Source organism: Bradyrhizobium sp. (assembly GCF_030693485.1).
Classification (GTDB): Bacteria; Pseudomonadota; Alphaproteobacteria; order Rhizobiales; family Xanthobacteraceae; genus Bradyrhizobium.
In genome coordinates, this window is sequence record NZ_JAUYAN010000016.1 from 1 (window position 1) to 26,166 (window position 26,166).

General features: G+C 63.7%; 25 protein-coding genes and 2 pseudogenes. 22 read left to right on the forward strand and 5 right to left on the reverse strand.

The window, feature by feature from the left end; translation table 11 throughout:
• Positions 1 to 1,233: threonine synthase (locus Q8N40_RS01535; RefSeq protein WP_305710553.1), on the forward strand; the 1,233-nt coding region annotated here is incomplete at its 5' end.
• 57 nt (positions 1,234 to 1,290) lie between these two features.
• Positions 1,291 to 2,262, forward strand: coding sequence for a tripartite tricarboxylate transporter substrate-binding protein (locus Q8N40_RS01540; protein WP_305319621.1), 972 nt, complete (start codon positions 1,291 to 1,293; stop codon positions 2,260 to 2,262).
• 5 nt (positions 2,263 to 2,267) lie between these two features.
• Here the strand turns inward: Q8N40_RS01540 and Q8N40_RS01545 are convergent, their stop codons facing one another.
• A complete protein-coding gene (locus tag Q8N40_RS01545; RefSeq protein WP_305710554.1) occupies positions 2,268 to 3,515 on the reverse strand; it encodes an aminotransferase class V-fold PLP-dependent enzyme in 1,248 nt (415 codons plus the stop codon).
• Between the two features lie 258 nt (positions 3,516 to 3,773).
• Between Q8N40_RS01545 and Q8N40_RS01550 the strand changes: the two are divergent.
• A pseudogene (locus Q8N40_RS01550) lies at positions 3,774 to 3,950 on the forward strand (tripartite tricarboxylate transporter substrate binding protein BugD); the annotation flags it as partial.
• Between the two features lies 1 nt (position 3,951).
• On the opposite strand, the gene Q8N40_RS01555 reads toward Q8N40_RS01550, so the two are convergent.
• Positions 3,952 to 4,122 carry a hypothetical protein gene (locus Q8N40_RS01555; RefSeq protein ID WP_305321614.1) on the reverse strand — a complete coding sequence of 57 codons (171 nt, stop codon included), beginning with the start codon at positions 4,120 to 4,122 and terminating at the stop codon, positions 3,952 to 3,954.
• Between the two features lies 1 nt (position 4,123).
• The gene (locus tag Q8N40_RS01560) at positions 4,124 to 4,387 is read right to left on the reverse strand and encodes a hypothetical protein (RefSeq protein ID WP_305321613.1); all 264 of its coding nucleotides are present in this window, start codon (positions 4,385 to 4,387) and stop codon (positions 4,124 to 4,126) included.
• A 473-nt stretch (positions 4,388 to 4,860) separates the two neighbouring features.
• Between Q8N40_RS01560 and Q8N40_RS26635 the strand changes: the two are divergent.
• A pseudogene (locus tag Q8N40_RS26635) lies at positions 4,861 to 5,247 on the forward strand (hypothetical protein); the annotation flags it as partial.
• Positions 5,234 to 6,064: a tetratricopeptide repeat protein gene (locus Q8N40_RS01570; RefSeq protein ID WP_305321612.1), complete on the forward strand. Its 831-nt coding sequence runs from the start codon at positions 5,234 to 5,236 to the stop codon at positions 6,062 to 6,064. The pseudogene Q8N40_RS26635 and the gene Q8N40_RS01570, both read left to right, overlap by 14 nt.
• A 13-nt stretch (positions 6,065 to 6,077) precedes the next feature.
• On the opposite strand, the gene xth is transcribed toward Q8N40_RS01570, so the two are convergent.
• The gene (gene xth, locus Q8N40_RS01575) at positions 6,078 to 6,869 is read right to left on the reverse strand and encodes an exodeoxyribonuclease III (RefSeq protein ID WP_305321611.1); all 792 of its coding nucleotides are present in this window, start codon (positions 6,867 to 6,869) and stop codon (positions 6,078 to 6,080) included.
• A 163-nt stretch (positions 6,870 to 7,032) separates the two neighbouring features.
• Here xth and Q8N40_RS01580 point away from each other — a divergent pair, with 163 nt between their 5' ends.
• Genes Q8N40_RS01580 through Q8N40_RS01590 form a run of 3 tightly spaced genes read left to right on the forward strand, consistent with a single transcriptional unit; the run spans position 7,033 to position 12,160 of the window.
• On the forward strand, positions 7,033 to 8,163 hold the full coding sequence (locus tag Q8N40_RS01580; protein WP_305321610.1) for an efflux RND transporter periplasmic adaptor subunit: 1,131 nt from the start codon (positions 7,033 to 7,035) through the stop codon (positions 8,161 to 8,163).
• Between the two features lie 3 nt (positions 8,164 to 8,166).
• Positions 8,167 to 11,295 carry an efflux RND transporter permease subunit gene (locus Q8N40_RS01585; protein WP_305321609.1) on the forward strand — a complete coding sequence of 1,043 codons (3,129 nt, stop codon included), beginning with the start codon at positions 8,167 to 8,169 and terminating at the stop codon, positions 11,293 to 11,295.
• A gap of 16 nt (positions 11,296 to 11,311) precedes the next feature.
• The gene (locus Q8N40_RS01590) at positions 11,312 to 12,160 is read left to right on the forward strand and encodes an amidohydrolase family protein (protein WP_305710555.1); all 849 of its coding nucleotides are present in this window, start codon (positions 11,312 to 11,314) and stop codon (positions 12,158 to 12,160) included.
• A gap of 13 nt (positions 12,161 to 12,173) precedes the next feature.
• Here Q8N40_RS01590 and erpA read toward each other — a convergent pair whose 3' ends face one another.
• On the reverse strand, positions 12,174 to 12,503 hold the full coding sequence (erpA, locus tag Q8N40_RS01595) for an iron-sulfur cluster insertion protein ErpA (RefSeq protein WP_305321607.1): 330 nt from the start codon (positions 12,501 to 12,503) through the stop codon (positions 12,174 to 12,176).
• Positions 12,504 to 12,611: 108 nt separating this feature from the next.
• Between erpA and Q8N40_RS01600 the strand changes: the two genes are divergently transcribed.
• The 14 genes from Q8N40_RS01600 (at position 12,612) to surE (ending at position 26,161) form a co-directional block, all read left to right on the forward strand.
• Positions 12,612 to 13,826 carry a deoxyguanosinetriphosphate triphosphohydrolase gene (locus Q8N40_RS01600; RefSeq protein ID WP_305710569.1) on the forward strand — a complete coding sequence of 405 codons (1,215 nt, stop codon included), beginning with the start codon at positions 12,612 to 12,614 and terminating at the stop codon, positions 13,824 to 13,826.
• A gap of 47 nt (positions 13,827 to 13,873) precedes the next feature.
• A complete protein-coding gene (gene argS / locus Q8N40_RS01605) occupies positions 13,874 to 15,667 on the forward strand; it encodes an arginine--tRNA ligase (protein ID WP_305710556.1) in 1,794 nt (597 codons plus the stop codon).
• A 99-nt stretch (positions 15,668 to 15,766) separates the two neighbouring features.
• Positions 15,767 to 17,236 carry an SPOR domain-containing protein gene (locus Q8N40_RS01610; RefSeq protein WP_305710557.1) on the forward strand — a complete coding sequence of 490 codons (1,470 nt, stop codon included), beginning with the start codon at positions 15,767 to 15,769 and terminating at the stop codon, positions 17,234 to 17,236.
• Positions 17,237 to 17,282: 46 nt separating this feature from the next.
• The gene (gene nagZ, locus Q8N40_RS01615; RefSeq protein WP_305710558.1) at positions 17,283 to 18,311 is read left to right on the forward strand and encodes a beta-N-acetylhexosaminidase; all 1,029 of its coding nucleotides are present in this window, start codon (positions 17,283 to 17,285) and stop codon (positions 18,309 to 18,311) included.
• Positions 18,308 to 19,138 (forward strand): ScpA family protein, encoded by an 831-nt coding sequence (locus Q8N40_RS01620; protein ID WP_305710559.1) that lies wholly within the window; start codon positions 18,308 to 18,310, stop codon positions 19,136 to 19,138. The genes nagZ and Q8N40_RS01620 overlap by 4 nt, the downstream gene beginning before the upstream one ends.
• Positions 19,139 to 19,162: 24 nt before the next feature.
• Entirely contained in the window at positions 19,163 to 19,879 is a 717-nt protein-coding gene (gene scpB, locus Q8N40_RS01625) for an SMC-Scp complex subunit ScpB (protein ID WP_305710560.1), read from the forward strand.
• A gap of 166 nt (positions 19,880 to 20,045) precedes the next feature.
• Positions 20,046 to 20,285, forward strand: a complete 240-nt coding sequence (locus Q8N40_RS01630) for a twin-arginine translocase TatA/TatE family subunit (RefSeq protein WP_305710561.1) — start codon at positions 20,046 to 20,048, stop codon at positions 20,283 to 20,285.
• A gap of 145 nt (positions 20,286 to 20,430) precedes the next feature.
• Positions 20,431 to 20,928 carry a Sec-independent protein translocase protein TatB gene (gene tatB, locus Q8N40_RS01635; RefSeq protein ID WP_305710562.1) on the forward strand — a complete coding sequence of 166 codons (498 nt, stop codon included), beginning with the start codon at positions 20,431 to 20,433 and terminating at the stop codon, positions 20,926 to 20,928.
• Complete coding sequence (gene tatC / locus Q8N40_RS01640; protein ID WP_305710563.1) at positions 20,925 to 21,758, forward strand: twin-arginine translocase subunit TatC; 834 nt, start codon at positions 20,925 to 20,927, stop codon at positions 21,756 to 21,758. Before tatB ends, tatC begins: the two co-directional genes overlap by 4 nt.
• Positions 21,759 to 21,969: 211 nt before the next feature.
• The gene (serS, locus tag Q8N40_RS01645) at positions 21,970 to 23,313 is read left to right on the forward strand and encodes a serine--tRNA ligase (RefSeq protein WP_305710564.1); all 1,344 of its coding nucleotides are present in this window, start codon (positions 21,970 to 21,972) and stop codon (positions 23,311 to 23,313) included.
• 95 nt (positions 23,314 to 23,408) lie between these two features.
• The gene (locus Q8N40_RS01650) at positions 23,409 to 23,792 is read left to right on the forward strand and encodes a hypothetical protein (RefSeq protein ID WP_305710565.1); all 384 of its coding nucleotides are present in this window, start codon (positions 23,409 to 23,411) and stop codon (positions 23,790 to 23,792) included.
• A gap of 204 nt (positions 23,793 to 23,996) precedes the next feature.
• On the forward strand, positions 23,997 to 24,236 hold the full coding sequence (locus Q8N40_RS01655; protein ID WP_305710566.1) for a response regulator: 240 nt from the start codon (positions 23,997 to 23,999) through the stop codon (positions 24,234 to 24,236).
• A 250-nt stretch (positions 24,237 to 24,486) separates the two neighbouring features.
• Entirely contained in the window at positions 24,487 to 25,179 is a 693-nt protein-coding gene (locus Q8N40_RS01660; protein ID WP_305710567.1) for a Crp/Fnr family transcriptional regulator, read from the forward strand.
• 214 nt (positions 25,180 to 25,393) lie between these two features.
• A complete protein-coding gene (gene surE, locus Q8N40_RS01665) occupies positions 25,394 to 26,161 on the forward strand; it encodes a 5'/3'-nucleotidase SurE (RefSeq protein ID WP_305710568.1) in 768 nt (255 codons plus the stop codon).
• The last annotated feature ends 5 nt before the right edge of the window (positions 26,162 to 26,166 follow it).

Sequence of the window (26,166 nt, forward strand, 5' to 3'; positions counted from 1 at the left end):
AATGACAATCTGACGATCGAGCGGCCGAGTTTCGTCACCCATCTCGAATGCGCGATGGAGGGCGACCATTATCCGGCTGACCAGGTCCACAATCTCTCCAAGGCCGGCAAGCCGCTGCTGGTCCGTTACGATCTCGCCGGCGTGAAACAGGCGCTGACCAAAGACGCACTGGCGCAGCGGCCGGCCGATCTCTGGCGCTACCGCGAGATGCTGCCGGTACGCAAAGTAACGGACATCGTCAGCCTCGGCGAAATCACCACGCCGCTGATCCGCCTGCCGAAGCTGGCGAAAAAAATCGGCGGCGGCGAGATCATCGTCAAGGACGAGGGGCGGCTGCCGACCGGTTCGTTCAAGGCACGCGGCCTTGTCATGGCGGTGTCGATGGGCAAGGCGCTCGGCATCAAGCACATGGCGATGCCAACCAACGGCAATGCCGGCGCGGCGCTCGCCGCCTACGCCACCTCGTGCGGCATCAAGACCACGATCTTCTGTCCGGCCGATACGCCGGAAGTGAATGTCAGCGAGATCGAGCTGCAGGGCGCCACCGTCTACCGCGTCAACGGCCTGATCGACGATTGCGGCAAGATCGTCGGCGAGGGCAAGGCAAAGGCCGGCTGGTTCGACACCTCGACGCTGAAGGAACCGTACCGGATCGAGGGCAAGAAGACGATGGGGCTGGAACTCGCCGAGCAGCTCGGCTGGGACGTGCCCGACGTGATCTTCTATCCCACCGGCGGCGGCACCGGCCTGATCGGCATGTGGAAGGCCTTTGCCGAGCTCGAGGCCATCGGCTTCATCGGCAGCAAGCGCCCGCGCATGATCGCGGTGCAGGCGTCGGGCTGTGCGCCGATGGTGCGGGCCTTCGAGGCCGGCACCGAGCATGCGCCGCGCTGGGAGGACGCCCACACCATCGCCTCGGGGATCCGGGTGCCGCAGGCGATCGGAGATTTTCTGATCCTGCGCGCGGTGCGCGAGAGCAAGGGTTTCGCCATTGCGGTCGATGACGAGAAGATTTCGTCTGCGCTCAACGAAGTCGCACGCGAGGAAGGCCTGCTCTTGTGTCCGGAAGGCGCTGCGACCTATGCTGCGTACAAGGAAAGCCTGGCTGACGGCCGTGTGACGAAGAATGATCGCGTGATGCTGTTCAACTGCGCCACGGGACTGAAATACCCGCTGCCGCCGGTGACGCGCACGCTCGATCGTCACGCGCCGATCGACTACGCCAGGCTGTAGTCCATCGTTAAGGCTGCAATCCATCGTTAGAATGGTGCGGCGTCAGGGGAGAATAAAATGCGAAGAGCGATCTTGGCTGCGTTGACGGCGATACTCGCATTCGGCGGCATCGCGCGGGCGGATAAGTTCCCGTCGCGGCCGATCACCATCGTGGTGCCGTTCGCCGCCGGCGGGCCGTCCGATGTCATGGCGCGGATCCTGGCCGAGCGCATGAAGACGACGCTCGGCGAAACCGTGCTGGTCGAGAATGTTACGGGGGCTGGCGGCTCCATCGGGGTCGGACGGGCGTTGCGCTCGCCGCCGGACGGCTACACCATCAGCTTCGGCCATCTCGGCACCCACGTCGCCAACGGCGCGGTCTACAAGCTCGGCTACGACCTCGTGGGCGACCTCGATCCGGTGGCGCTGCTGCCGAGCAATCCGATGATCGTCGTCAGCAAGAACGCGGTTCCGGCCAAAACGCTTGGGGAATTGATCGCGTGGATCAAGGCGAAGCCGGCCCCCGCCACCGCCGGCACGGCCGGCGCCGGCTCGGGCAGCCACATCGCCGGGCTCTATCTGGAGAATATCACCGGCGCCAAGCTGCAATACGTGCCGTATCGCGGCACCGGTCCCGCGATGAACGATCTGGTCGCAGGTCAAATCGATCTCATGGTGGATCAGCTCTCCAACTCCATCAACCAGGTGCGGGCCGGCACCATCCGCGGCTACGCCGTCACCGACACCAGGCGCGCCGAATCCGCTTCGGACATTCCGACCACCGACGAAGCCGGGCTGCCCGGGTTTCACATGACGTTGTGGTCCGGCCTGTGGGTACCGAAGAACACGCCGAAGGAAATCGTGACCAGGCTGAACGCCGCGGCGACCGATGCGCTGAACGATCCCGCCGTGCGCAAGCAGCTGGAGAACCTGGGCCTGGCGATGCCGCCCAAGGACAAGCTCACGCCGGCGGCACTTGGCGACTGGCAGAAGGCCGAGATCGCCAAATGGTGGCCGATGATCAAGGCCGCCAACGTCAAGGTGGATTGAGTGGCTTAATAGGTACGCTCGGTCGGGCCGGCCGCGCGCGTCTTCGACTGACGGACTTCGCTCACAGCCTCGCGCAAATGCGCCAAATACTCGTCAGCGGACTCGGCATGAACCGGGTTGAGGTGCATATGGATGCCGGCAGGCTCCGCCTGGCGGCCGACGAACCAGCCTTTGCTGGTCATGGCATTGGCCACCGCGCCGATGTCGAGTGCTGGATCGTTGGAGCGATAGACAAATATGCAAAGCTCGTGCGGGTCGAGCACGGCAAGGCCGGGAATGGCGTTGATGCCGTCGGCGAGCTTCATCACGGTGTCCATCAGGACGGCCGCCCATTTCATGTAGCCGTCCTCGCCGAGGAAATTCATCACCGCCCATGCGGCTGCAACCGCGCCGGCGGAGCGCGAGCCCTGCACGGTGTTGCTGGCATAGGCGCCGCGCTCCCAATTATTGAAGCTGAACGTCTGGTGCTTCTGCAACTCGGCGTCGCGCAACATCATCAGCGAGGCGCCCTTGGCCGCATAGCCGTATTTGTGCAGGTCGGCCGAGATCGACGTCACGCCGGGAACGACGAAGTCGAAATCGGGGATGTCGTAGTCGAGCTTCTTTGCGAACGGCGCCAGAAACCCGCCAACGCAGGCATCGACATGCATCCACAGGCCATATTTTTGAGCGAGGCCAGCGATCTCCCCGATCTGGTCGAACACGCCAAACGGATAGTTCGGCGCACTGCCGAGCAGCATGACCGTGTTGCCGTCGATGCGCCGCGCCATGTCAGGTATGTCGGCCCGAAAATCGTTGCGTGTGGTCGGCACGCGGCGCACCTCGATGTTCAGATATTCGCCCGCGCGATCGAACGCGGGATGGCCGGTGCGCGGGATCACCATGTTGGGCGTCGCGATGCCTTTGGTGGCGCGCGCCCAGTCCCGCGCCGTCTTGCAGGCGAGAAAGATGCTTTCCGTACCGCCAGAGGTGAACGTCGCGGTCGCTTCCTTCGGCGCGTGTAATAGCGACAGCCCCATCTCGATCACGTCGGTCTCGAGCTTCTTGACGCTCGGGAAGGCCCGCTGTCCCATGGCGTTCTCGGTCCAGTAGGCGCAATAGGCCTCCTGCTGGATGCGCTTCACCTCCTCGTTGAGGTAGTAGAAATAGAGCGCCATGCGCCCGCCGCGCCACGAGAAGTCGTGCTTCTTGGCGTCGTCGAGTTCGGCCTTCAATTCGGCCCACGGGCGGCCGCTCTTTGGAATGCTCTGCATGACGTTTGCCCCCGGCCTGCCTCGTTCGATCGTATGGCGCCGCCGCAGCTAAAGGCGATCGCCCGTCGCGGTCAATCCGGCCGCGTCGGTCTGAGCGTCGGATTCTGAGTTGCAATTGCGGCCGCCGGCAGCGCCTTGGCATCGTGATTGGCAGGGAACGGAACGCGGCTGCGACCTGGGCGGCCCTTTCGTTCGGCGCGCTGTGGCGCGGATGCAACGACGGCCGCTGAAAATGTGGCCGTCACGCCGCCGTAACATCACGCGGCGGCAGTCGAGGCAGTGAACGATCCCGCCGTGGGCGCACCGCTGGAAAAGCTCGGCCTGCGGATGCCGCCGAAGGACAGACTGTCGCCGCAGGCGCTCGGAGACTGGCAGAAGGCCGAAATCGCCAAATGGTGGCCGATGATCAAGGCCGCCAACGTCAAGGTGGATTAAGTCATCGGTGCTCGGCCGGTGTGTCCCGCTCATGGCTTTCTGCGGCCCGTGCGGCACATTCATCGATCCCGTGACACTTGCTGCGGTAGTTCAAATACCAGGTCACGGCTACCGCGCCGATCAGGATGACACCGATCAGAACAGCCCAACGTCGCATCGTCATGATCGGCACGTCAGTATCCGTCCCGGGTGCCAAACAGCCGGTCGAGAAATGAAGGCTGCAGCTGCACCCAGCGGCCCGGCGCGCCCGTCCGCAAATCCTGAACGTATTGCGGCGGCGAGGGGAGATAGTACACAGGCGGCACATAGGGAACGTAGGCCGGTGCGGTCTGGGGCGCGTAAACTTCACGCGGCTGGTAATTCTGCGGGCGATAATCAGCAGCCACGGCTCCGGATGAAGCGATCGCTGCAGCGGCGATGACGAGAACCTTGCGCATGACTACCTCACATACAGGCGCGGTACGCGAGCGCCACCGCGAAGGCTAGGCAAGAAAGGTTAACGCGCGATTCACCATGCGTGCCTTCCTGTCCCGCGCGGGTCGATAGGCAAAGGCACGGCCCGACTACCGACGAAGGCCGGGCCCCGGTTGGCGCGCCTCCAGGTAGCCGATGGAGAGAATAGCAGCTTTGACGAGTTCCAGAGGGCGATGGTTGCCGAAGCGACACGATTGTTGCGCGGTCGCAACACTCGGCGAACATTTAACTGTCATTGCAGCAACCTCTTGCGCGCGCCGCTATTTAGCCACACCCCTCAATGAAATCATTCCTCCGCAGGCTAACAGCCGCGGCGCTCGCGACGGCGAAGGGAACCTCTGATTTCCCGGGTCCGGCATGAGCGGCTTGGGGAAACAGGTTCGCGATGGACGTCAGAACCAGCATCGAGGGAATGTCGCCGAGCCGTCATCCGACGGCGGCTGGATCGACTATTGCTGCGCTGCGTCTGCCGGCGACTGCCGTTAAATGCGGCATTGAGTTCGACGCGGTCGAAATCTTCAAAAGAACACCCGATGTCGCGGATTTGAAACCGCGCGGTCGTTTTGTCGCCAAAGACATCGTCGAAATTGCCGACATACTGCCCCTGCACACGCGGCTCGTCTTCGAGGCCGACGTGGGCACTCCTGACGTAAAGGTTACCGACGCAGGGCGGGCTGAACATAAAACCAAAGGGAAGTTCCGGGCGACCAATACTACATCGGGTGTTCTCTGGAAATTTGCCCAATTGGTTGGGCCGGCGGTGGATGGTGCCATAACCCATCCGGGTGGTGCGCACGAGAAACAGTGTTATGCGGACATCTAGGCGTATCATTCTTGCGTTGCTGCTAGGGGCCGCTCCCGCGGCTCCGGCATTTGGATTCGACGGTTCGCCGGTCAATTCGGACGCGGCTTTGACGGTGGTTTCGCCTCAGCCGGGTACCGCGGCGCCGCTGAAGAAGCCGGTTCCGCCGGCGTCGGTGCCGACAGCCGCCTCGGCCAACTCGCTGACCTCGCTGCAATACGCAGCCGAAGGCGGCCACCCGATCGCGCAATGGAAGCTCGGGCGGATGTATGCCGAGGGCGAGGGCGTCGCGCAGGACGATCTGCGCGCCTTCGACTATTTCAGCCGGATTGCCAATCAGCACGCGGAAGACAGCCCATCGGCGCCGCAGGCCGGCGTCGTCGCCAACGCCTTTGTGGCGCTGGGCCGCTACTACCTCAAGGGTATTCCCAATTCCAAGGTCAAGTCCGATCCGGAGCGGGCGCGCGAGATGTTCTCCTACGCCGCGTCCTATTTCGGCAACGCCGATGCCCAGTACGACCTGGCCCGACTCTATCTGAAGGGCGCTGGCTCGTCGCGGGACGACTTCCGCTACGGCGCGCGCTGGCTCGGCCTCGCCGCCCAGAAGGGCCAGCACCAGGCCCAGGCCATGCTCGGCCAGATGCTGTTCAATGGCGATCAGATGCCGCCTCAGCGCGCCCGCGGCTTGATGTGGCTGACGCTGGCGCGCGATAACGCAGCACCCGACGAGAACTGGATCAAGGACAGCTACAACAAGGCGATCGCCAAGGCGTCCGACAATGACCGGGCGATGGCGCTGCAGATGCTCGAGCACTGGGTGCAGGGCCGCAAGGATTGATCGGGCAAGCCGGTCAAGCCAACTCCAGATCCAGATCGATCCAGACCGGAACGTGGTCGGACGGCTTTTCCCAGGCCCGCACGTAACTGTCGATTCCGACCCCGCGCAGGCGGTCGCTGGCCTGCGGCGACAGCAACAGGTGGTCGATGCGAATGCCGTGGTTCTTCTGCCAGGCACCGGCCTGATAGTCCCAGAAGGTATACTGGCCGGGGGCGTCGGTGACCGCGCGCAGCGCGTCGGTGAGCCCAAGCCCGAGCAGCGACTGAAAACTTTCCCGGGTGGCGGGGCGGAACAGGGCGTCGTTGACCCAGGCCGCGGGATTATGGACGTCCCGGGCCGCTGGAATGACGTTGAAGTCGCCCGCCAGCACCAGCGGCTCTTCCGCTTTAAGCCGCTGCTTCGAATACTCAAGAAGTCGAGACATCCACTTGAGTTTATAGGGATATTTCTCGGTTTCCGGCGGATTTCCGTTGGGCAGATAGAGGCAGGCGATCCGCAGCACGCCGCGCTTCAGCGGCACCACGCCCTCCAGAAACCGGGCGTGGGCGTCGTCGTCGTCGCCGGCCAGGCCCGATCTGGTTTCCTCGAACGGCAGTTTCGACAGCAGCGCGACGCCGTTGAAGGTCTTCTGGCCATGGGTGACGACGTTGTAGCCGAGCGCCTCGACGGCCTCCCGCGGGAATGCCTCATCGACGCATTTGATCTCCTGCAGGCAGACGATGTCGGGCGCGCAATCCTTCAGCCAGACGACGAGATGGTCGATCCGTTGCCGGACCGAATTGACGTTCCACGTAGCGATGCGCATCAATGAGTTCCGTAGCTTACCACAATTTTAGTTTCACTGGCATACCATGCGCCGCAGGGCTGTGATAACCGTTTAGACAAGGACTTAGACAAGGACGTAGAGGCGGCGTCTGGGCAGGAATTGGACCGTCGCGGTCGTTGTGGACCGGCTGACGTGAAATGAGATGAAAAAACGTAATCTGATAATTCTGGTAGCCGCGCTGGCTGTTGCGGCGCTGACGGCCTACAGCACCCGCGCGGCATGGCTGGGCGGCGGCGCCACAGTCCAGGGACCGCCGCGTCCGCGCGTGGTCTCGGTGGAACTGGCCAAGGCCGAGCGCAAGCCGGTGCCGGTCGATGTCGATTCGATCGGAACGGTAACGCCGATTTCCAGCGTGGCGCTGAAATCGCGGGTCGAAACCACCATCGTCTCGGTACACTTCGAAGACGGCGCCAAGGTCAACCAGGGCGATCTGCTGTTTACGCTCGACGCGCGCCAGATCGATGCCCAGATCGAGCAGGCCGAAGGCGTGCTCGCCCGGGATCGGGCGCAGCTTGAGGCGGCGCAGCGCGACGTCAGGCGCTTCGGCGACCTGATCGGCAAGGGCGCCACTACGCAGGTCAACGTCGATAATGCCAAGACCCAGGCCGATATCCTGGCCGGCACCATCAAGGCGGATCAGTCCGCACTGGACAATCTGAAGGTCCAGAAGAGCTTCACGACCATTCACGCGCCGTTTTCGGGGCGGATCAGCGCGGCCAATGTCAAGGTCGGCAATTTCGTGCGCCCGGCCGATACCGCGCCGCTGGCGGTCATCAACCAGATGGCGCCGGTCTATGTGACTTTCGCCATTCCGCAGCGGGTGCTGGTGGACCTGCGCGAGGCCATGGCGGCGGGTGGCTCCAAGGTGACTGCGACCATCCCCGGCCACCAGCGATCCGAAGACGGCAAGGTCGCAATGGTCGAAAACACCGTCGATGCCACCACCGGCATGGTCACCGTGCGCGGTATCATGAACAACGAGAATGAAACCCTGTGGCCGGGGACGCTGGTGAATACCAGGTTGATCATCCGCACCGAGAATTCCGTGGTCGTTCCGACGGTGGCGGTGCAGCGCAGCCAGAGCGGCAATTTCGTCTTCGTGGTGAAGGACGGCGTGGCCAAGATTCGGGCGGTCAAGATCGAGCGCACCCTGCAGGGCTTTTCGGTCATCTCTGAAGGACTGTCCGGCGACGAGGCCGTCGTCGTCGACGGACAATTGCTGCTATCCGATGGTTCGCGGGTCGAGCCGCGCGCCCGCAAGGCCGGAGCCTGAACGATGACGCTGTCGGAGCTGTGTATTCGTCGGCCAGTGATGACGACGCTGATCACGGCCTCGATCATCGCCTTCGGCGTGTTCGGCTTCCGGCTGCTGCCGGTTTCGGCGCTGCCGCGGGTTGATTTTCCGACCATCGCCGTGACCGCGACCCTGCCGGGCGCCAGCGCAGATACCATGGCGTCGTCGGTGGCCGGCATCATCGAGCGCCAGTTGTCGACCATCGCCGGCATCTCGTCGATGTCGTCGAATTCGTCGCAGGGCACCAGCGTCATCACCATCCAGTTCGATCTCAATCGCCAGATCGATGCGGCGGCGCTCGACGTTCAGACCGCGCTGACCATTGCGCAGCGCCGGCTGCCGGTCGAGATGACGATCCCGCCGAGTTTCCGCAAGGTGAATCCGGCAGACTTCCCGGTGCTGTTTGTGGTGCTCGGCTCATCGACGTTGCCGCTGTCGGCCGTCAACGAATATGGCGAGATCACCATCGGTCAGGCCCTGTCGCAGATTCCGGGCGTGGCGCAGGTCAGCATCTACGGCGCGCAGAAATTCGCCATTCGCGTCCAGGCCGACCCGGAAGCGGCCGCGGCTAGGGGGTTGTCGCTGGAGGACATCAGGGTCGCGGTGGCGCGCGCCAACTCCTCGACACCGGTCGGCACGCTCAATGGACCGAAGCAGGACGTGGCACTTCAGGCCTCCGGCCAGATGGACAAGGCGATCGACTACCGCCAGGTAGTGGTGAGCTACAAGAACGGCTCGCCGATCAAGCTCGAAGAAGTGGCGAAGATCTACGACAGCGTCGAAAACGACAAGATCGCGAGCTGGCTCAACGGCGACCGTTCCATCGTGCTCGGCATCCAGAAGCAGCCCGACGCCAACACGGTGGCGGTGGTCGATTCCATCCTGGCCAAATTGCCGGCCTTGCGCGCACAGATCCCGCCGTCGGTCTCGATCAACGTGTTGATGGATCGCTCGATTTCGGTCCGCCAGGCGGTGGCTGACGTCCAGGAAACCCTGCTGATCGCCATCGGGCTGGTCATCATGGTGATCTTCCTGTTCCTGCGCTCGGCATCGGCGACCTTCATTCCGGCGCTTGCGGTTCCGATCTCGCTGTTCGGTACCTGCGCGGTGATGTATGCGCTGGATTATTCGATCAACAACATGACGCTTCTGGCGCTGACCCTGTCGGTCGGTTTCGTGGTCGACGACGCCATCGTCATGCTGGAAAACATCGTCCGCCATATCGAAAAGGGCATGCGGCCCTATGAGGCGGCGCTGCAGGGCGCCCGCGAGATCGGCTTCACCATCATCTCGATCACTTTCTCGCTGATCGCGGTGTTCATTCCGGTGCTGCTGATGGGCGGCATCGTGGGGCGCGTGTTCCGCGAGTTCGCGGTGACGGTGTCGGTCGCGATCCTGGTTTCCGGATTTGTGTCGCTGACGCTGACGCCGATGCTGTGCGCCCGCATGCTCAAGGCGCACGACCCCGCCAAAAAGCCCAACATCGTGCTCCGCGTCTTCGAACGGATGTTCGACTCCTGGCTTCGGGCCTATGAATGGGCGCTGGACTGGGTGCTGGCACGGAAAGCGCTGATGCTGCTGGTCACGCTGGCGACCCTGGGCGGCACGGTCTATCTCTACATGATCGTTCCGAAAGGCTTCTTTCCGCAGGAGGATACCGGCTTCCTGATCGGCGTCACCGAGGCCGCCACCGATACGTCGTTCGATGCGATGACCGTGCGGCAGCAGGCGCTGGTCGATGTCCTCAAGTCGGACCCGGCGATCGAATACATCAACAGCACGGTCGGTTCCGGTGGGCCCAATCCGACCGCGAATTACGGCCGCCTGTTCATCGCGCTGAAGCCGAAGGTGACCCGCGACAAGCTTCCGGCCATCGTTGGACGCCTGCGCATGAAGGCGCGGGAGATCCCCGGCATGCAGGCTTTCTTTCAGCCCATTCAGAATCTGAATATCGGCGGTCGGATTTCGAAGAGCCAGTATCAATATGTCCTGCAGAGCGGCGATACCGAGTCGCTTTACAAGTTCGCGCCGGAAATGCGCGACAAGATCGAGAAGATCCCGGGTCTGCTCGACGTCACCACCGACCTCTACATCAAGAACCCGCAGATGACGGTCGAGATCGACCGCGAGAAGGCCGCGGTCTACGGCGTCACCGTCGAGCAGGTCCGCAACCAGCTCTACAACGCCTATGGCGGACGCCAGGTCGGCACCATCTTCATGCCGTCCAACGACTACAAGATCATCCTGGAGGCGCAGCCGGAGTTTCGCGTCGATCCCTCCAATCTCTCCAAGCTCTATTTGAAGACCGAACGCGGTCAGACCATTCCGCTCGATACGGTGGCCAAGCTGGTGCCTTCGGTGGGCCCGCTGCAGATCAATCATCAGGGCCAGCAGCCGGCGGTGACGATCTCGTTCAACCTCGCGCCCGGCAATTCGCTGGGTTATGCGGTGGACAAGATCACCGCGCTCGAGGCGGCATCCAATCTGCCCGTGACCATCGCCACCGGCTTCTCCGGCACCGCGCAGGTGTTCCAGGATTCCTTGCGCGGGCAGGGCGTGCTGATCCTGGCGGCGGTGTTTGCGGCCTTCGTGATCCTCGGCATCCTCTACGAAAGCTTCATTCACCCGATCACGATCATTTCCGGCCTGCCCTCGGCGGGCATCGGCGCCATCCTGACGCTGATGGCGTTCAATATGGAAATGTCGGTCATCGCCATGATCGGCATCGTCATGCTGGTCGGTATCGTCAAGAAGAACGCCATCATGATGGTGGATTTCGCGCTGGAGCGCCGCCGCGTCGGGTTGAGCGCGGAACACGCCATTCGCGAAGCCGCCTTGATGCGGTTCCGCCCGATCATGATGACGACCTTCGCGGCGATTTTCGGCACGCTGCCGATTGCGCTCGGCGCCGGAGCCGGCGCCGAACTGCGTCAGCCGCTCGGTGTTGCCGTGGTCGGCGGTCTCTGCCTGTCGCAACTTTTGACGCTGTTCATCACCCCGGTGATCTACATCTATCTCGACCGCATCGATCGCCGGCTGAAACGCCGGCTCGAACCGCAGGCCGACGAGGGCGACAATGTCGAGCGGCCGCGCGTCGTGGCGGCGGAGTGATGGGGCTGAGCCGGGCATGAATTGGCGTCGGGGATGCATCGCAGCGCTGATCGCCGCGTGCCTGTTGGTTTCAGTCAACGGGCGGGCGGGCGCGGAGGATCCGATCGAAATCTTCGACGCGCATCTGCATTACAACTGGGAACCCAAGCCGTTCTACCAGCTGGATGAAGTGCTGGCGCTGTTCAAAAAGCATCGCGTGACCGGCATCCTCGCGACCAGCCGGCCCAACAGCGGCACCCATGCGCTGGTGGGCGCAAAGGCCGACGGCCTGCAGATCGTGCCTTTCATCAGGCCGTACCGGGTCCGCCCTGATATCCAGACCTGGTTCAAGGATCCCGTCATTTTCGATCTGGTGCAGGAAGAATTCAAGTGCGGCTACTATCGCGGCATCGGCGAGTTTCATCTGTCGAGCGGAGACGCCGACAATGAATGGGTCAAGAAGACCGTCGATTTCGCCGTGGCCAACAATCTCTATCTGCACGCCCATGCCGATGATACCGCGGTCGAAATCCTGATGCGGCATAATCCGAAGGCGCAGATCATCTGGGCCCATACCGGCTTCGGCCTGTCAGGCGAGCGCGTCGGCGCAATGCTGGCGAAGTATCCGAAGCTCTGGGGTGAATTGTCCTATCGCAGCGGAATCACCGAGGGCGGAGGCAAGCTGACGGCGGAATGGCGAGCGCTGTTCGAGCGATATCCCGACCGGTTCATGGTCGGTTCGGATACCTGGGTGCCGGAGCGCTGGGCAAGCTACGGTGAAATCATGGCCGGCTATCGCGCCTGGCTGGCGCAGCTTCCGCCGAAAGTGGCCGCGCAAATCGCGCATGGCAACGCCAGGGCGTTGTTCGCGGACAAGCGTCCATAAGCAGCGGGATTCCTCAGATCGAGAAGCTGGTGCCGCAGCCGCAGGAGGCGGTGGCGTTGGGGTTGACCACCCGGAACGAGGCGCCGATGAGATCGTCGACGAAGTCGACCTCCGATCCGGCCAGAAACGGCACCGAGGCCGGATCGACCAGCACCACGGCGCTGTCGCGCGCGATCACGAGGTCGTCCTCGGCCTGGGCGCGTTCGACGTCGAATTTGTACTGGAAGCCTGAGCAGCCGCCGCCCTCGACGCTGATCCGCAGCATGGCGCCGTCGCCCTCGACTTTGAGGATCTCCCCGATGCGGCGGGCAGCCCGCTCGCTGATGGTGACGGCTGTCGTCATGTGAAAAGTCTCCGGTCGCCGCTGCCTGGCCAAATTATTTGGTATCCGGCACGCCCCATAGTTAAGTGCGCAGGCCAGTGGAATCAATTGGATAAGGATCAAAACACCGTGTCGGTCGGAATGGCAGCCCCTCGCTCGATCTACGCCTGCGACCCCGAACGCAGCCGGGGACGGCTGTTTGCGGAGCCGCCGAGCAAGACCCGCAGTCCGTTCCGGCGGGATTGCGACCGGGTGATCCATTCCACCGCCTTTCGCCGCCTCAAGCACAAGACCCAGGTCTTCGTGTTCCATGAGGGCGATCATTACCGGACCCGGCTCACCCACAGCCTCGAAGTGGCGCAGATCGCCCGGGCGCTGGCCCGGCAGCTCGGCCTCGACGAGGACCTCACGGAAACCCTGGCTCTGGCGCATGATCTCGGCCATCCGCCGTTCGGCCATGCCGGCGAGCGGGCGCTGGACGCCTGCCTGCAGGCCCATGGCGGTTTCGACCACAATGCGCAGACCCTGCGCGTCGTCACCTCGCTGGAACATCGCTACCCCGAATTCGACGGGCTCAACCTGACCTGGGAAGCGCTGGAGGGCATCGTCAAGCACAACGGTCCGCTGACCGGGCGCAACGGCGCCGCCCTCGGCCGTTATGGTGACCGCGGCATTCCCTCAGGGATATCCGACTACATGGCGACCTATGACCTGGAACTGTGGAGCTTTGCCTCGCTGGAAGCCCAGGTCGCAGCGATCGCCGACGACATCGCCTATGACGCCCACGACATCGACGACGGCCTCCGGGCCGATCTGTTCACGGTCGACGATCTCAAGGCGATGCCGCTGACGGCGGGAATGATCGCGGAGATCGCGCGGCACTATCCCGATCTCGACGACGTCAGGCGTGGTGCTGAACTGGTGCGCGAACTGATTTCCTATTTGATCGGCGCTGTCGTCACCGAAGCACGCCGCCGGCTCGACATCGCGCGGCCGACGTCGGTCGAGGATGTGCGCAACCTCGGCGACGTCCTCATCACATTTCCGCCCGAGGTGGCGCAGGCGGAAGCCGGGATCAAGGCGTTCCTGAAGGGCAGGATGTACCGCCATCCCAGGGTGATGCGGGTGATGGGCGAGGCGGAACAGATCCTGTTCGACCTGTTCGAGCGTTACCAGCAGAGCCCGGGCGACCTGCCGGCGGAGTGGTCGTCGCGCGACGGCGGCGAACACGAGAGCGAAACCGGGCGTATCAGGCGGATCGGAAACTTTATCGCCGGGATGACCGACCGTTTCGCCATCACCGAGCACCAAAGGCTTTTTGACTCGACCCCGGATTTGCGTTAGGCGGCGGCCTAGCCGCACGCGGCATCATCCCCGGTCCAGTCACGCCCATGGTCGATTCCAGACAGCCGCAGCATCTTTTCGCCAACGTGCTGGCGCGCGTCCACGCGGTTTGCGGCGTGCTCGCATCCGAGGGCGGCTGGCCCGCCGGTATCGACCTGTCGCGGGTCGTGGTCGAGCCGCCGCGGGATGCGGCGCATGGCGACATGGCGACCAATGCCGCGATGGTGCTGGCCAGGGAAGCCCGGACAAAACCGCGCGATCTCGCCGAAGCGATCGCCGCGAAACTGCGCGCGGATGATCTGATCGCATCGGTCGACGTCGCCGGCCCCGGCTTCATCAACCTGACCTTGAAGCCGCAGGCCTGGTCGGACGCATTGCGCACGGTGCTGCGCGAGGGCATTGGCTATGGCCGGAGCCCGATGGGAGCGGCCGAGAAGGTCAACGTCGAATATGTCTCGGCCAACCCCACCGGGCCGATGCATGTCGGCCATTGCCGCGGCGCAGTGTTCGGCGATGCGCTGTGCAGCCTGCTGCAGTTCGCGGGCTACGATGTCACGCGCGAATACTACATCAACGATGCCGGCGCCCAGGTCGACGTGCTCGCGCGCTCGGCGTTCCTGCGCTATCGCGAGGAGCTCGGCGAAACCATCGAGATTCCGGAAGGGCTTTATCCCGGCGACTATCTCGTGCCGGTAGGGCAGGCGCTCGCCGCAGAGTACGGCGACAAGCTCAAGGCGATGCCGGAAGCCGCCTGGCTGCCGCTGGTGCGGACCAGGGCCATCGCCATGATGATGGACATGATCAAGACCGATCTCGCCGCGCTCCATATCAAGCACGACGTGTTCTTCTCCGAGCGGTCGCTGATCGAGACCGGCAACAACAAGGTCACCGAGACCATCGACTTCCTTCGCTCCAAGGGCGACGTCTATGAGGGCCGGCTGCCGCCACCCAAGGGCGGCGCGCCGGTGGAGGATTACGAGGACCGCGAGCAGACGCTGTTTCGCGCCACCGCCTATGGCGACGATGTCGACCGTCCGCTGATGAAGTCGGACGGCAGCTACACCTATTTCGCTTCCGATATCGCCAACCACAAGAACAAGTTCGACCGCGGCTTTGCCAATCTGATCGACGTGTTCGGCGCCGATCACGGCGGCTACATCAAGCGCATGCAGGCGGCCGTCAAGGCGGTCACGGCGGGCAGGGCCTCGCTCGATGTCAAGGTGGTTCAGCTGGTGCGCCTGCTGCGCCACGGCGAGCCGGTGAAAATGTCGAAACGCTCAGGGGATTTCGTCACCCTGCGCGAGGTGGTCGACGAGGTCGGCTCCGACGCGGTGCGGTTCATGATGCTATTCCGCAAGAACGACGCGGTGCTGGATTTCGATCTCGCCAAGGTGATCGAGCAATCCAAGGACAATGCGGTGTTCTATGTGCAGTACGGCCATGCCCGCGGCCATTCGATCTTCAAGAACGCCCGGGAACTGGTTCCCGACCTGCCTGATGACACCGAAGCCCGGGCGGCGTTCCTTGGCGATGCCGCGGTGGAACGGCTGACCGACCCCGCGGAGCTCAGCCTGCTCAGGCTGCTGGCGCTCTTTCCCCGGATGATCGAGGCGGCGGCGGTGGCGCACGAGCCACACCGAATCGCGTTTTATCTATATGATCTCGCCAGCGAATTTCATGCGCTGTGGACCCGAGGGCGGGATTTGCCCTATTTACGCTTCATTATCACTAATGATGCAGAGATTACTAAGGCGCGATTGGCATTGGTCCAGGGCGTCGTCTCGGTTCTGGCATCCGGGCTCGCCGTTCTCGGCGTCCATGCCCCGACTGAGATGCGATAGGGGGTACGCCTCACGCGGGGAACCGTGAGGTATCTGGCAGGCGCCGGTTCGTTTGCAAAAGCGGGTTGGCGGCTTTCCCGAAGGGGACGCACCATCACGATGGCTGATCGATATCAGGACAGGCCTTTTCCCGCCGACGATGGCTATGATCGTGGTGGAGAACCCCAGGCGCCGGCGAGGACCGAGAACGATCCGCTGGCGGAGCTTGCGCGCCTGATCGGTCAAACCGACCCGTTCGCGATGGGCAGGGCCAATCAGCCGGTGCAGCCGCGCAGCGAGCGCGATCAGCACCAGCCGGAACCGGTTGCCGACGACGAGCCTGCCGCAGGCCCGCCGCCATGGATGCGCCGTGCCACCCCGCAGGCAGCACCGGTCGCTCCGCAGGACGATGACGAACAGGACTACCCGAGCGCCGTGCACCCGCTGCATCGTTATGCAGCGCCGCCTGCCGCGCCGGAGCCGGAATACCACCAGTCCCCGTCCTACGCCGACCCCGGTCATGAGCCCGACCCGTCGCGCTATGACGACGCGCTGTATGGGCCGCTCGATCACAACGCGCAGCACGCCCAGCACGATCCGGCCCGTGGGGATGACCCCTACGCCTATCAGGACGGCTACGGCGACGCCGAAGAAGAACCGGTCAAGAAGCGCGGCGGCATGATGATGGTTGCCGTGGTGCTTGTGCTGGCGGTGGTCGGGACGGGTGCAGCCTTTGCCTATCGTACCTTTGTCGGATCGCCCCGCAGCGGCGAGCCGCCGATCATCAAGGCCGACAACAGCCCGACCAAGATCGTGCCGGCGACCTCGGACGGCTCGGCCAAGGTGCCGGACCGCATGGCGACGGGCGATGGCAAGGAAAAGATCGTTCCGCGCGAGGAGGCTCCTGTCGACGTCAACGCCAGGACCGGTCCGCGGGTGGTGTTTCCGCCGCTCAATCAGAATAGCAATCCGCCTTCCGCCGCCAGCGTTGCGACTGCCGGACCGCCGCCCGTGGGCGCGGGCAACGGCACGCTGCCCAACGGCACCGAGCCGCGGCGGATCAAGACCCTTGCCGTGCGCGGCGATCAGGCCGACGGCGCCGCGGCGCCTGTCAACGCGCCGCCGCCGGCGAAACCCGCAACCGCGCCAAGAGCGGCTGCGGCGCCTGCACTTGCTCCGCCTCCGGGCGCGCCGGTCACGCGCGGTCCGCCCTCATCGGCCAATGCGAGCGCCAACGCGCCGCTGTCGTTGACGCCGCAGCCCGGTCAGGCTGCTCCGGCAGCCGAGTCGCGGTCCCGGGTCGCGGCTACCAATTCGGTCCCGGCCGCGTCGACCGGTAGCGGGGGATATCTGGTCCAGGTTGCCTCGCAGAAGAACGAGTCCGACGCCCAGGCCTCCTACCGGGCCCTGCAGGGCAAGTATCCGGCCGTGCTCGGCTCGCGTTCGCCGGTCATCAAACGCGCCGACCTCGGCGAAAAGGGCGTCTATTACCGCGCCATGATCGGTCCGTTCGGGTCTGCCGATGAAGCTACGCAGTTCTGCGGTAATTTGAAAACTGCCGGCGGACAGTGCGTCGTCCAAAGGAATTAACGGCCGTTTCCTTGACCCCCGGGCTGCCAGCGGGCTAATCGGCCCCATGAACAGCCGCGCATTCATCACAGGCGTATCCGGATTGGAACTCAGCGCCGAAGAGCGCGAATTCATCCAATCGGAACGGCCATGGGGTTTCATCCTTTTCAAGCGGAATATTGCGACACCCGCGCAAGTCACTCAGCTTGTTGGAGAGTTGCGAAAGGCCGTCGGTGAAGCGGATGCGCCTGTTCTGATCGACCAGGAGGGCGGTCGGGTCCAGCGGCTGGGCCCGCCGCATTGGCCGATCTATCCGCCGGGGGCCGTGTTCGATGCGCTTTACAATATCGACCGAGCGGCTGGCCTGTCCGCGGCGCGCCTCAGCGCCCGGCTGATTGCGGCCGACCTGCTCGACCTCGGCATAACCGTGGATTGCCTGCCGCTGGCGGACCTGCCGGTTCCCGGCGCCGACGCCGTGATCGGCAACCGCGCCTATGGCACCGAGCCGGGCAAGGTGGCGGCGATCGCCCGCGCCGTGACCGAGGGGCTGGAGCAGGGCGGCGTGTTGCCCGTTCTCAAGCACATTCCAGGCCATGGACGGGCCACCGCTGACACCCATTTCAGGCTCCCGGAGGTCGATACGCCGAAAGCGGAGCTGGAACGGACCGATTTCGCCGCATTTCAACCGCTGGCGGACCTGCCGATGGCCATGACCGCACATGTTGTGTTTAGCGCGCTGGACCCCGCCCATCCGGCGACGACTTCTGCGACAATCATCGAACAGGTGATTCGCGGCGTGATCGGGTTCCAGGGTTTGTTGATGAGTGATGATGTGTCCATGAACGCGTTGGCGGGAACGATCGCCGAGCGGACCCGAGCCATCGTCACCGCCGGCTGCGACATGGTTCTGCATTGCAACGGCAATCTCGACGAAATGCGGGAAGTCGCCCGCGAGACGCCGGAATTGTCGGGCAAGGCGCTGGATCGCGCGAAGCTGGCGCTGGCTTCGCGAAAAGCTGCGCAGCCTTTCGATCGGCAGGCGGCGCGGGCTGAACTGGACGCGTTGATCAATCGGGCAGGGATTTTGAGCGCATGAGCGCAGAGATTTTGTCGTTTGAGACCGGACGGCCCGCCGAACTCGCCGCCGATGACGAGCCGTCGCTGGTCGTCGATGTCGAAGGCTATGAGGGCCCGCTCGATTTGCTGCTGGCGCTGGCGCGGCAGCAAAAGGTCGACCTGCACAAGATTTCCATTCTGGCGCTGGCCGACCAGTACCTGGTGTTCATCGAGGCGGCCCGGAAAATCCGGCTCGAACTCGCCGCCGATTATCTGGTGATGGCGGCGTGGCTGGCGTTCCTGAAATCGCGGCTGCTGCTGCCGGAGCCTGCCACCCCTGACGGCCCGAGCGCCGAGGAAATGGCGACCGCGCTGGCCAACCGGCTGCGCCGCCTCGAGGCCATTCGCGAGGCGTCGAACCGGCTGATGAACCGCCCGCAATTGCAGCGCGATATTTTTCCGCGCGGCGACCCGGAATCGATCGCCGAGATCAAGCACCCCAAATTTACCGCGACCCTGTTCGACCTGCTCACCGCCTATGCCGCGCAGCGCCAGCAGCGGGTGCTGGCCACGGTGCATCTGGCAAGGCGTACGGTGTGGTCGCTGAGCGAGGCGCGGGCGTCGCTGGAGCGTCTCGTCGGCATGGCCGAGGACTGGAGTCGGCTCGACGAATATTTGCTCAACTACGTCGTCGATCCCTCGCAGAAAGCCACCGTGTTCGCATCCTCCTTTGCAGCCGCGCTGGAACTGGTCCGCGAAGGCGAGGTCGAACTGCACCAGAAAGAGGCGTTTGCGCCGCTGTATTTTCGTAAGCGTCCGCCGCAAGCATCCGACGCGATAACCGTGCCGGATCTGCCGGTTGAGTAAGTGGAAGCAGAAGGAGACCTAGCCATGGCGAGCCTGGCGGAAAAACGCATTGTCGATGCCGAGGAGCCTTCTGTGGATCCGCAGGCGCGGCCGGAGGAATTGCGGCTGCTGGAAGCGCTGCTGTTCGCTTCCACCGAGCCGCTCGATCAGGCCGCTTTGGCCAAGCGGATGCCCGACGGCGTGGACATCAAGGTCGCGCTGGCGCAGCTGCAGGCCGATTACGCCTCGCGTGGCGTCAATCTGGTTCGCGTCGCCAACAAATGGACCTTCCGCACCGCCGGCGATCTGTCCTGGCTGATGACGCGGGAAAGCACCGAGACGCGGCGGCTGTCGCGCGCAGCGATCGAGATGCTGGCGATCATCGCCTATCACCAGCCGGTGACGCGCGCGGAGATCGAGGATATCCGCGGGGTCATTACATCAAAGGGCACGCTGGATGTGTTGCTGGAGACCGGCTGGATTCGCCCGCGCGGCCGCCGCAAGACGCCGGGCCGTCCGCTGACCTTCGGGACCACGGAAGCCTTCCTGTCGCAGTTCAGCCTGGAGGCGCTGGGCGATCTGCCGGGTCTTGAGGAACTGAAGGGAACCGGCCTGCTGGATTCGCGGCTGCCTGGGGGCTTCAGCGTTCCGACACCGTCGGATGATCCGACCTTGCGCGAGGACGAGGATCCGCTTGAGATCGGCGACCTGGAACTCGCATTGGCGCCCGCGGTGGAGCCGGAGACCGGCGAGGGAAGCTGAGCGGCGAGGGGCCTGCGACAGCGCGCCCCCATCCGTTGATGGCGATTAACGGTAGTGCGTTAACGCCGATTTGACGCGGCTTAAGTCCTTGTTTTTGCCACCCCCTGAGCCTACTTTCCGGGAAGATTGGGCCGGGTCGCCGGCCGCGTGTTTGGAGGGATGCAGGATGGGTTCGCTTAGCATTTGGCACTGGGTCGTCGTGATCGCAGTGGTCCTGCTGCTGTTCGGCCGCGGCAAGATTTCGGACCTGATGGGTGACGTCGCGCAGGGCATCAAGTCCTTCAAGAAGGGCTTGCAAGACGATGAGAAGACGGCTGAAAAGCCGCCGGAGCCGGTCAAGACGATCGATAACAATGCGGCGCCGACCCCGGCGGCCCGCTCGGATGTCGGCAGCAAGGCTGTCTGAATATCCTGCGCCAAACCGGCCGCGCGTTGACCTTGCGGCAGGGTTTGGCAAGGGTGCGGCAGACCGGCTGAGGAAGACGCGAGGCGGCTCCAGATCTTGTTGGCAAGCATTGGGGTAATGTCGCCTCGCGCGAGCGGAATTTTTCATGTTCGACATCGGGTGGAGTGAACTGGTCGTCATCGCGGTTGTCGCGCTGATTGCCATCGGCCCCAAGGAATTGCCGGGCGTGCTGCGCATGGTCGGCCAATGGATGGGCAAGGCGCGCAAGATGGCCGGCGAATTCCAAGGCCAGTTCCAGGAGGCCATGCGCGAGGCCGAAATGGCCGACCTCAAGAAGACCTTCGACGAGGTCAAGGAAACCGCCACCGGTTTTGCCAGCGATAACGTCATGACCTCGCTGCAGAAGGACGTCAGCGACTCGCTTCGGATCGAAGACCTCAACAAGACGGAGACCGATGCGCAGGGGTCCGTGACCGACGCGCCGGTAACGCCGACCACGCCCGAACCACCGACCCCGCAAACCTTTGTCGAAGCCGAAGCGCACGTGGCATCCGAGCCGCTGGTGATCACGCGCGACTTGCCCGCGCCGCAGGATATCACGCTGTCGGCGCCCGATGTGCGGAAGGACGCCAAAGCGTCATGAGTGCCGAGGACATCGAAGCCAGCAAAGCGCCGCTGATGGATCACCTGATCGAGCTGCGCTCGCGGCTGATCAAGGCGCTGCTGGCGTTCGGCATCGCCTTCATCTTCTGCTTCTTCTTCGCCAAGCAGATCTACAACGTGCTGGTGTGGCCGTTCGTCTGGATCGCGGGCCCGGAAAATTCGAAGTTCATCTACACCGCGCTCTTGGAATACTTCCTGACCCAGCTGAAGCTGGCGATGTTCGGCGCCGCCTTCATCGCGTTTCCGATCATCGCCGGGCAGATCTACATGTTCGTGGCGCCCGGGCTCTACAAGCACGAGCGCGGCGCCTTCCTGCCCTATCTGATCGCGACGCCGTTCTTCTTCGTGCTGGGCTCGTTGCTGGTGTATTTCATCGTGCTGCCTATGCTGGTGCGATTCTCGCTCGGCATGCAGCAGGTCGGCAGTGACGAGACCGCGCAGATCCAGTTGCTGCCCAAGGTCGGCGAATATCTGTCGCTGATGATGTCGCTGATCTTCGCGTTCGGCGTCGCGTTCCAGCTGCCGGTGATCCTGACGCTGCTGGGCCGGATCGGCATCCTCACCTCGAAACAATTGCGCGAAAAGCGCCGCTATTTCATCGTCGGCGCCTTCGTCATCGCCGCCATCCTGACGCCGCCCGACGTCATCAGCCAGGCCTCGCTCGCGTTCCCCCTGATGATACTCTACGAGGGCTCGATCTTCGCGGTGATCATGGTGGAGAAGCGCGCGGCTGCCGCCGCCAAGGCGGCCGCCGCCGCCGCGCCGCCCCCCGCCACCCCGCCGCCGCCCGAGGCCAATCCGGCGGAGTAGGGGGCTCGGCGATCTTCGCCACTCCAATGTAGATTGTTGTCCCCGCGAAGGCGGGGACCCAGTACGCCGCGGCTTCTCGATTCAAATGCTGACGTCTCTGGAATACTGGGTCACCCGCTTTCGCGGGTGACGACGGATGTGGTACGGGAAACGCCAAATGTTATCGTAATGCGTAAATGTTTGCGATTGCTGCGACTCAGGACTGAATCCCATGCACGACATCAAATCGATCCGCGACAATCCCGGGGCATTCGACGCCGGCCTGAAACGGCGCGGGCTGGAGCCTGTGTCGGCGTCGCTGCTGGCGATCGACGAGAGGCGCCGTGCGGCGATCCTCAAATCGGAACAGATGCAGGCACGGCGCAATGCCGCGTCGAAGGAAATCGGCGACGCCAGGAAGGCGAAGGACGACGCGCGCGCGAGCGCCCTGATGGCAGAGGTCGCCGAGCTGAAAACCACGATGCCGGAGCTTGAAGCTGCGGCGAAGGCGGCGGACGAGGAACTTGCCAGGCAACTGGCCGCGATCCCGAACCTGCCGCTGGATGACGTGCCCGAGGGCGTCGATGAGCACGGCAATGTGCAGCGCCATGTGTTCGGCGAGATCCGCAACCATGCATTCCCGCCGAAGCCGCATGACGACATCGGCAGCGCGTTGGGCTTCATGGATTTCGAAGCGGCGGCGAAATTGAGCGGCGCGCGCTTTGTCGTGCTGAAGAAGGGACTGGCGCGGCTGGAGCGCGCGATCGGGCAGTTCATGCTCGATCTCCATACCAACGAGCATGGCTATGCCGAAATCAATCCGCCGCTGATGGTGCGCGATCACGCCATGTTCGGCACGGGACAGTTGCCGAAATTTGAAGACGATCAGTTTTGGGCAATCAAGGGAGAGTTGCTGGCCGTCGCCGATGAAAATACCATCGGAAAATTAAAGATTGAACGGCTCGGGCTCATCCCCACCGCCGAAGTGCCGCTGACAAACCTCGTGCGCGAATCCATTCTCGACGAGAAGGAATTGCCGATGCGGTTGACGGCGCTGACGCCGTGCTTTCGCGCCGAGGCAGGGGCTGCCGGGCGCGATACCCGCGGCATGATCCGCCAGCACCAGTTTACGAAAGTCGAGCTGGTTTCGATCGCGACACCGGAAAACGGCAAGGACGAGCTCGAGCGGATGCTGGCTTGCGCCGAAGAGGTGCTGCGGCGGCTCGACCTGCATTACCGCGTGATGACGCTCTGCGCCGGCGACATGGGTTTTTCGGCGCAGAAGACCTACGACATCGAGGTCTGGATGCCGGGGCAGGGTGAGGGCGGCGCCTACAGGGAAATTTCGAGCTGCTCGCTGTGTGGCGATTTCCAGGCGAGGCGCATGGACGCGCGCTACCGCGGGCCCGACGGCAAGCCGCGCTTTGTGCACACCCTGAACGGCTCCGGCACCGCCGTCGGCCGCGCGCTGATCGCTGTGATGGAAACCTACCAGCAGGAAGACGGCTCGATCGCCGTGCCTGACGTGTTGCAGCCCTATATGGGCGGGGTGAAGGTCGTCGCCCGCGAGCAATAGGCCTCGCACGAATATTGCGCGCAGGTGTTGCCTGTGCGGCAGCGCCCGGTATCTTCGCGAGGGGCAGCGAGCCCCGAAGAAAGCGAACACCTGTTATGGCGTTGCATCGCGATATCTACTGGGTCGGCCGGCAATGGGCCGTCACCGGTTACGGGATGCAGGCGGTCGATCAAAGGCTGAAGGGCCAATTCGATATCGAGGTCTCGCGGCTGTGGGAAGACGGCCTTTCGGAAAGCCTGAAGGCCGGGGGGTGGCTCAATAGCGAGGATTTCGCCAAGGCGCTGGCGGTGGCGCGGGCGCGATATCCGCAGCCGTCGCGGGAAATCCCTGAGCTGCCGCAGGAGAGCGGCTTGAGTTTGGGCTTGAACGGTGGCGCTGCGAAGGAGCCGCCGAAGCGGCCGGTTGCACGATTCACCATGAGGATCGAACGCTGGCCGGCCAAATTCCTGCGTTCCTGGCGCGCGAGCGTTCGGCGTTAGCGGCACCGGAACTGCCCCGCCCCGCAAATGGCCGGTATTTGAATCGCCGTATCGCAAGCCGCCGTTCAATCCGTTCGCCCTCAGATTCCCAATGTTTTTCAAAGTGAGCGGTTTTGACCACAGCCTGAGTCGCGGGACGAGGCATTCTCAGCCATCGCCGTCTGCTCGCGGGCAGATTCGATAACAAATCAGTCCAGGTACGACATGCCCGAATATCAGCCGGTATCGACAGCGCATATTGCCGCGATCGAGCGACCGCGCTGCCCGAATTGCCACCAGAACCGCATGCTGCTGTCGAAGCTGGAGCAGGGACCCACCGGCTTCGACTACCACAGCTTCGAGTGCCAGAAGTGCGGCCGGGTTCAAACGACGGTGGTAGAGCGAGACCCGATGAACTCAGACGCGCTGGGCTGGCTGGCCAGCGAGCTCAAACCGCCAACTTGAAGTTCGGCGCCGGGTCCGGGTTATGCATCCACTCATGCCAGCATGACGACATCTCGTTTGTGGGCCAGTTCTGGCTGGAAGTGACGTTTTTTGTCGCTATTCTGGCGAATATCCGGAGCGGCTTACCATTTCCGGTTGCGATTTGAGTCGCTTGCCCGACATAATGGGATTAGTATGAGGCATCGCCGCGCCGCCCAAGGCTTCCGCCGGTGACTGAGAGTGTTGCGCCCCCGCCTGCTGGACCAGCACCATGCTCACTGCACCTGAAATCCGCGCCTGCCAAGGCGACTTCGATGCGAAGGCTTTTCTCCGCCAGGCCGGGCCGGGCCGGGCGACCGAGCGATACGGGAAAAACCAGAAGATATTCAGCCAGGGCGACGTCGCCGACACCGTGTTTTTTATCCACAAGGGCAAGGTTAAGGTCACGGTCTTGTCGGAGCATGGCAAGGAGGCGGTGGTCGGGCTTTTCGCGGAAGGGCATTTCTTCGGCGAGGCAGGTCTTGAGGGAGCGGCAATACGCACCACGACCAGCCATGCCATGGAAGATTGTCTGATCACGTCGATCACCAAGCAGGCCATGCTCGCGGCGCTCGCTTCGGAGCCGAAGCTTGCGACCTTCTTCATAGCCTGTCTGCTGTCCCGCAACAGCCGGATCGAAGACGACCTGATCGACCAGTTGTTCAATTCCAGCGAAAGGCGGCTGGCGCGCTTGCTGCTGCTGCTCGCCAATTTCGGCGAGGATGGCGGCGCGCAGCCGATCGCGATCAATCTCAGTCAGGAGACCCTGGCGGAAATGATTGGCACCACCCGGTCCCGCGTCAGTTTCTTCATGAACCAGTTCAGGAAAAAAGGATACATCGACTACAACGGCACGATCGAGGTTCACCGTTCGCTGCTGGATGCAGTGCTGCGCGACAAACCGCAAATCAGGGAAGACGAGTAGTTCGTTGCGCCGAGAGGGATGATCGCACGTCACACAGTCCATTGATTTGTACGGTGCAAGCGTCCCGACCGATCGCCATTTCAATCACGCCGCTTCATTCCGCGCGGCAGAAATACAACGCCTCGAATCGGCCGGGTTTGCCTCGGCGGCGATAGCCGGATAAGACACGGCCCATTGACCGCGAGGCAATTGATCGAAAAGGGCGTTCAGGCGGATGCGAATTCTCTGCACCAATGACGACGGAATCCATGCGCCCGGCCTGAAGATCGTCGAGGAGATCGCGCGCGCACTGTCCGAGGACGTCTGGGTGGTGGCGCCGGAGCTCGATCAGTCCGGCGTGTCGCATTCGCTTTCGCTGAACGATCCATTGCGGTTGCGCGAAGTCGGCCCGCGGCATTTCGCGGTGCGGGGCACGCCGACCGATTGCGTGATCATGGGCGCGCGCCACATCCTCGGCGAAACAAGGCCGGATCTCGTGCTGTCGGGCGTCAACAAGGGCCGCAACGTCGCCGAGGACGTCGTTTACTCCGGCACCATCGCGGGCGCCCTGGAAGGCACCATTCTGGGATTGCCGTCGTTCGCGCTGAGCCAGGAATTCAGCCTGGAGACGCGCGACAAGCCGCTGTGGGAAACCGCGGTGAAGTTCGGCCCGCAAATCCTGCGCAAGGTGATCGCCGCCGGCGTGCCGAAGAACACCGTGATCAACGTCAACTTCCCGGCCTGTGCGCCTGAGGAGGTGAGAGGCGTGCGCGTGACCCGGCAGGGCAAGCGTAACCTCGGCTTTCTCAAGGTCGACCAGCGCCGCGACGGCCGCGGCAATCCCTACTTCTGGATCGGTTTCGAACGCGCGGCCATGCTGGACACGCCGGCCGAAGGCACCGACCTTGCCGCATTGGCGGCGCGCTATGTTTCGGTGACCCCGCTGCGGCTCGACCGCACCGACGAAGCATTTTCGGAAGCGCTGACCGCGACGCTGAAATAGCGGCG

Excerpts from the sequence above, each read along its gene's own strand:
- Q8N40_RS01540 (WP_305319621.1), top strand. The coding sequence starts at position 1,291 with ATGCGAAGAGCGATCTTGGCTGCGTTGACGGCGATACTCGCATTCGGC.
- Q8N40_RS01545 (WP_305710554.1), bottom strand. The coding sequence starts at position 3,515 with ATGCAGAGCATTCCAAAGAGCGGCCGCCCGTGGGCCGAATTGAAGGCC.
- Q8N40_RS01560 (WP_305321613.1), bottom strand. The coding sequence starts at position 4,387 with ATGCGCAAGGTTCTCGTCATCGCCGCTGCAGCGATCGCTTCATCCGGA.
- Q8N40_RS01570 (WP_305321612.1), top strand. The coding sequence starts at position 5,234 with ATGCGGACATCTAGGCGTATCATTCTTGCGTTGCTGCTAGGGGCCGCT.
- xth (WP_305321611.1), bottom strand. The coding sequence starts at position 6,869 with ATGCGCATCGCTACGTGGAACGTCAATTCGGTCCGGCAACGGATCGAC.
- Q8N40_RS01580 (WP_305321610.1), top strand. The coding sequence starts at position 7,033 with ATGAAAAAACGTAATCTGATAATTCTGGTAGCCGCGCTGGCTGTTGCG.
- Q8N40_RS01585 (WP_305321609.1), top strand. The coding sequence starts at position 8,167 with ATGACGCTGTCGGAGCTGTGTATTCGTCGGCCAGTGATGACGACGCTG.
- Q8N40_RS01590 (WP_305710555.1), top strand. The coding sequence starts at position 11,312 with ATGAATTGGCGTCGGGGATGCATCGCAGCGCTGATCGCCGCGTGCCTG.
- erpA (WP_305321607.1), bottom strand. The coding sequence starts at position 12,503 with ATGACGACAGCCGTCACCATCAGCGAGCGGGCTGCCCGCCGCATCGGG.
- argS (WP_305710556.1), top strand. The coding sequence starts at position 13,874 with ATGGTCGATTCCAGACAGCCGCAGCATCTTTTCGCCAACGTGCTGGCG.
- Q8N40_RS01610 (WP_305710557.1), top strand. The coding sequence starts at position 15,767 with ATGGCTGATCGATATCAGGACAGGCCTTTTCCCGCCGACGATGGCTAT.
- nagZ (WP_305710558.1), top strand. The coding sequence starts at position 17,283 with ATGAACAGCCGCGCATTCATCACAGGCGTATCCGGATTGGAACTCAGC.
- Q8N40_RS01620 (WP_305710559.1), top strand. The coding sequence starts at position 18,308 with ATGAGCGCAGAGATTTTGTCGTTTGAGACCGGACGGCCCGCCGAACTC.
- scpB (WP_305710560.1), top strand. The coding sequence starts at position 19,163 with ATGGCGAGCCTGGCGGAAAAACGCATTGTCGATGCCGAGGAGCCTTCT.
- Q8N40_RS01630 (WP_305710561.1), top strand. The coding sequence starts at position 20,046 with ATGGGTTCGCTTAGCATTTGGCACTGGGTCGTCGTGATCGCAGTGGTC.
- tatB (WP_305710562.1), top strand. The coding sequence starts at position 20,431 with ATGTTCGACATCGGGTGGAGTGAACTGGTCGTCATCGCGGTTGTCGCG.
- tatC (WP_305710563.1), top strand. The coding sequence starts at position 20,925 with ATGAGTGCCGAGGACATCGAAGCCAGCAAAGCGCCGCTGATGGATCAC.
- serS (WP_305710564.1), top strand. The coding sequence starts at position 21,970 with ATGCACGACATCAAATCGATCCGCGACAATCCCGGGGCATTCGACGCC.
- Q8N40_RS01650 (WP_305710565.1), top strand. The coding sequence starts at position 23,409 with ATGGCGTTGCATCGCGATATCTACTGGGTCGGCCGGCAATGGGCCGTC.
- Q8N40_RS01655 (WP_305710566.1), top strand. The coding sequence starts at position 23,997 with ATGCCCGAATATCAGCCGGTATCGACAGCGCATATTGCCGCGATCGAG.
- Q8N40_RS01660 (WP_305710567.1), top strand. The coding sequence starts at position 24,487 with ATGCTCACTGCACCTGAAATCCGCGCCTGCCAAGGCGACTTCGATGCG.
- surE (WP_305710568.1), top strand. The coding sequence starts at position 25,394 with ATGCGAATTCTCTGCACCAATGACGACGGAATCCATGCGCCCGGCCTG.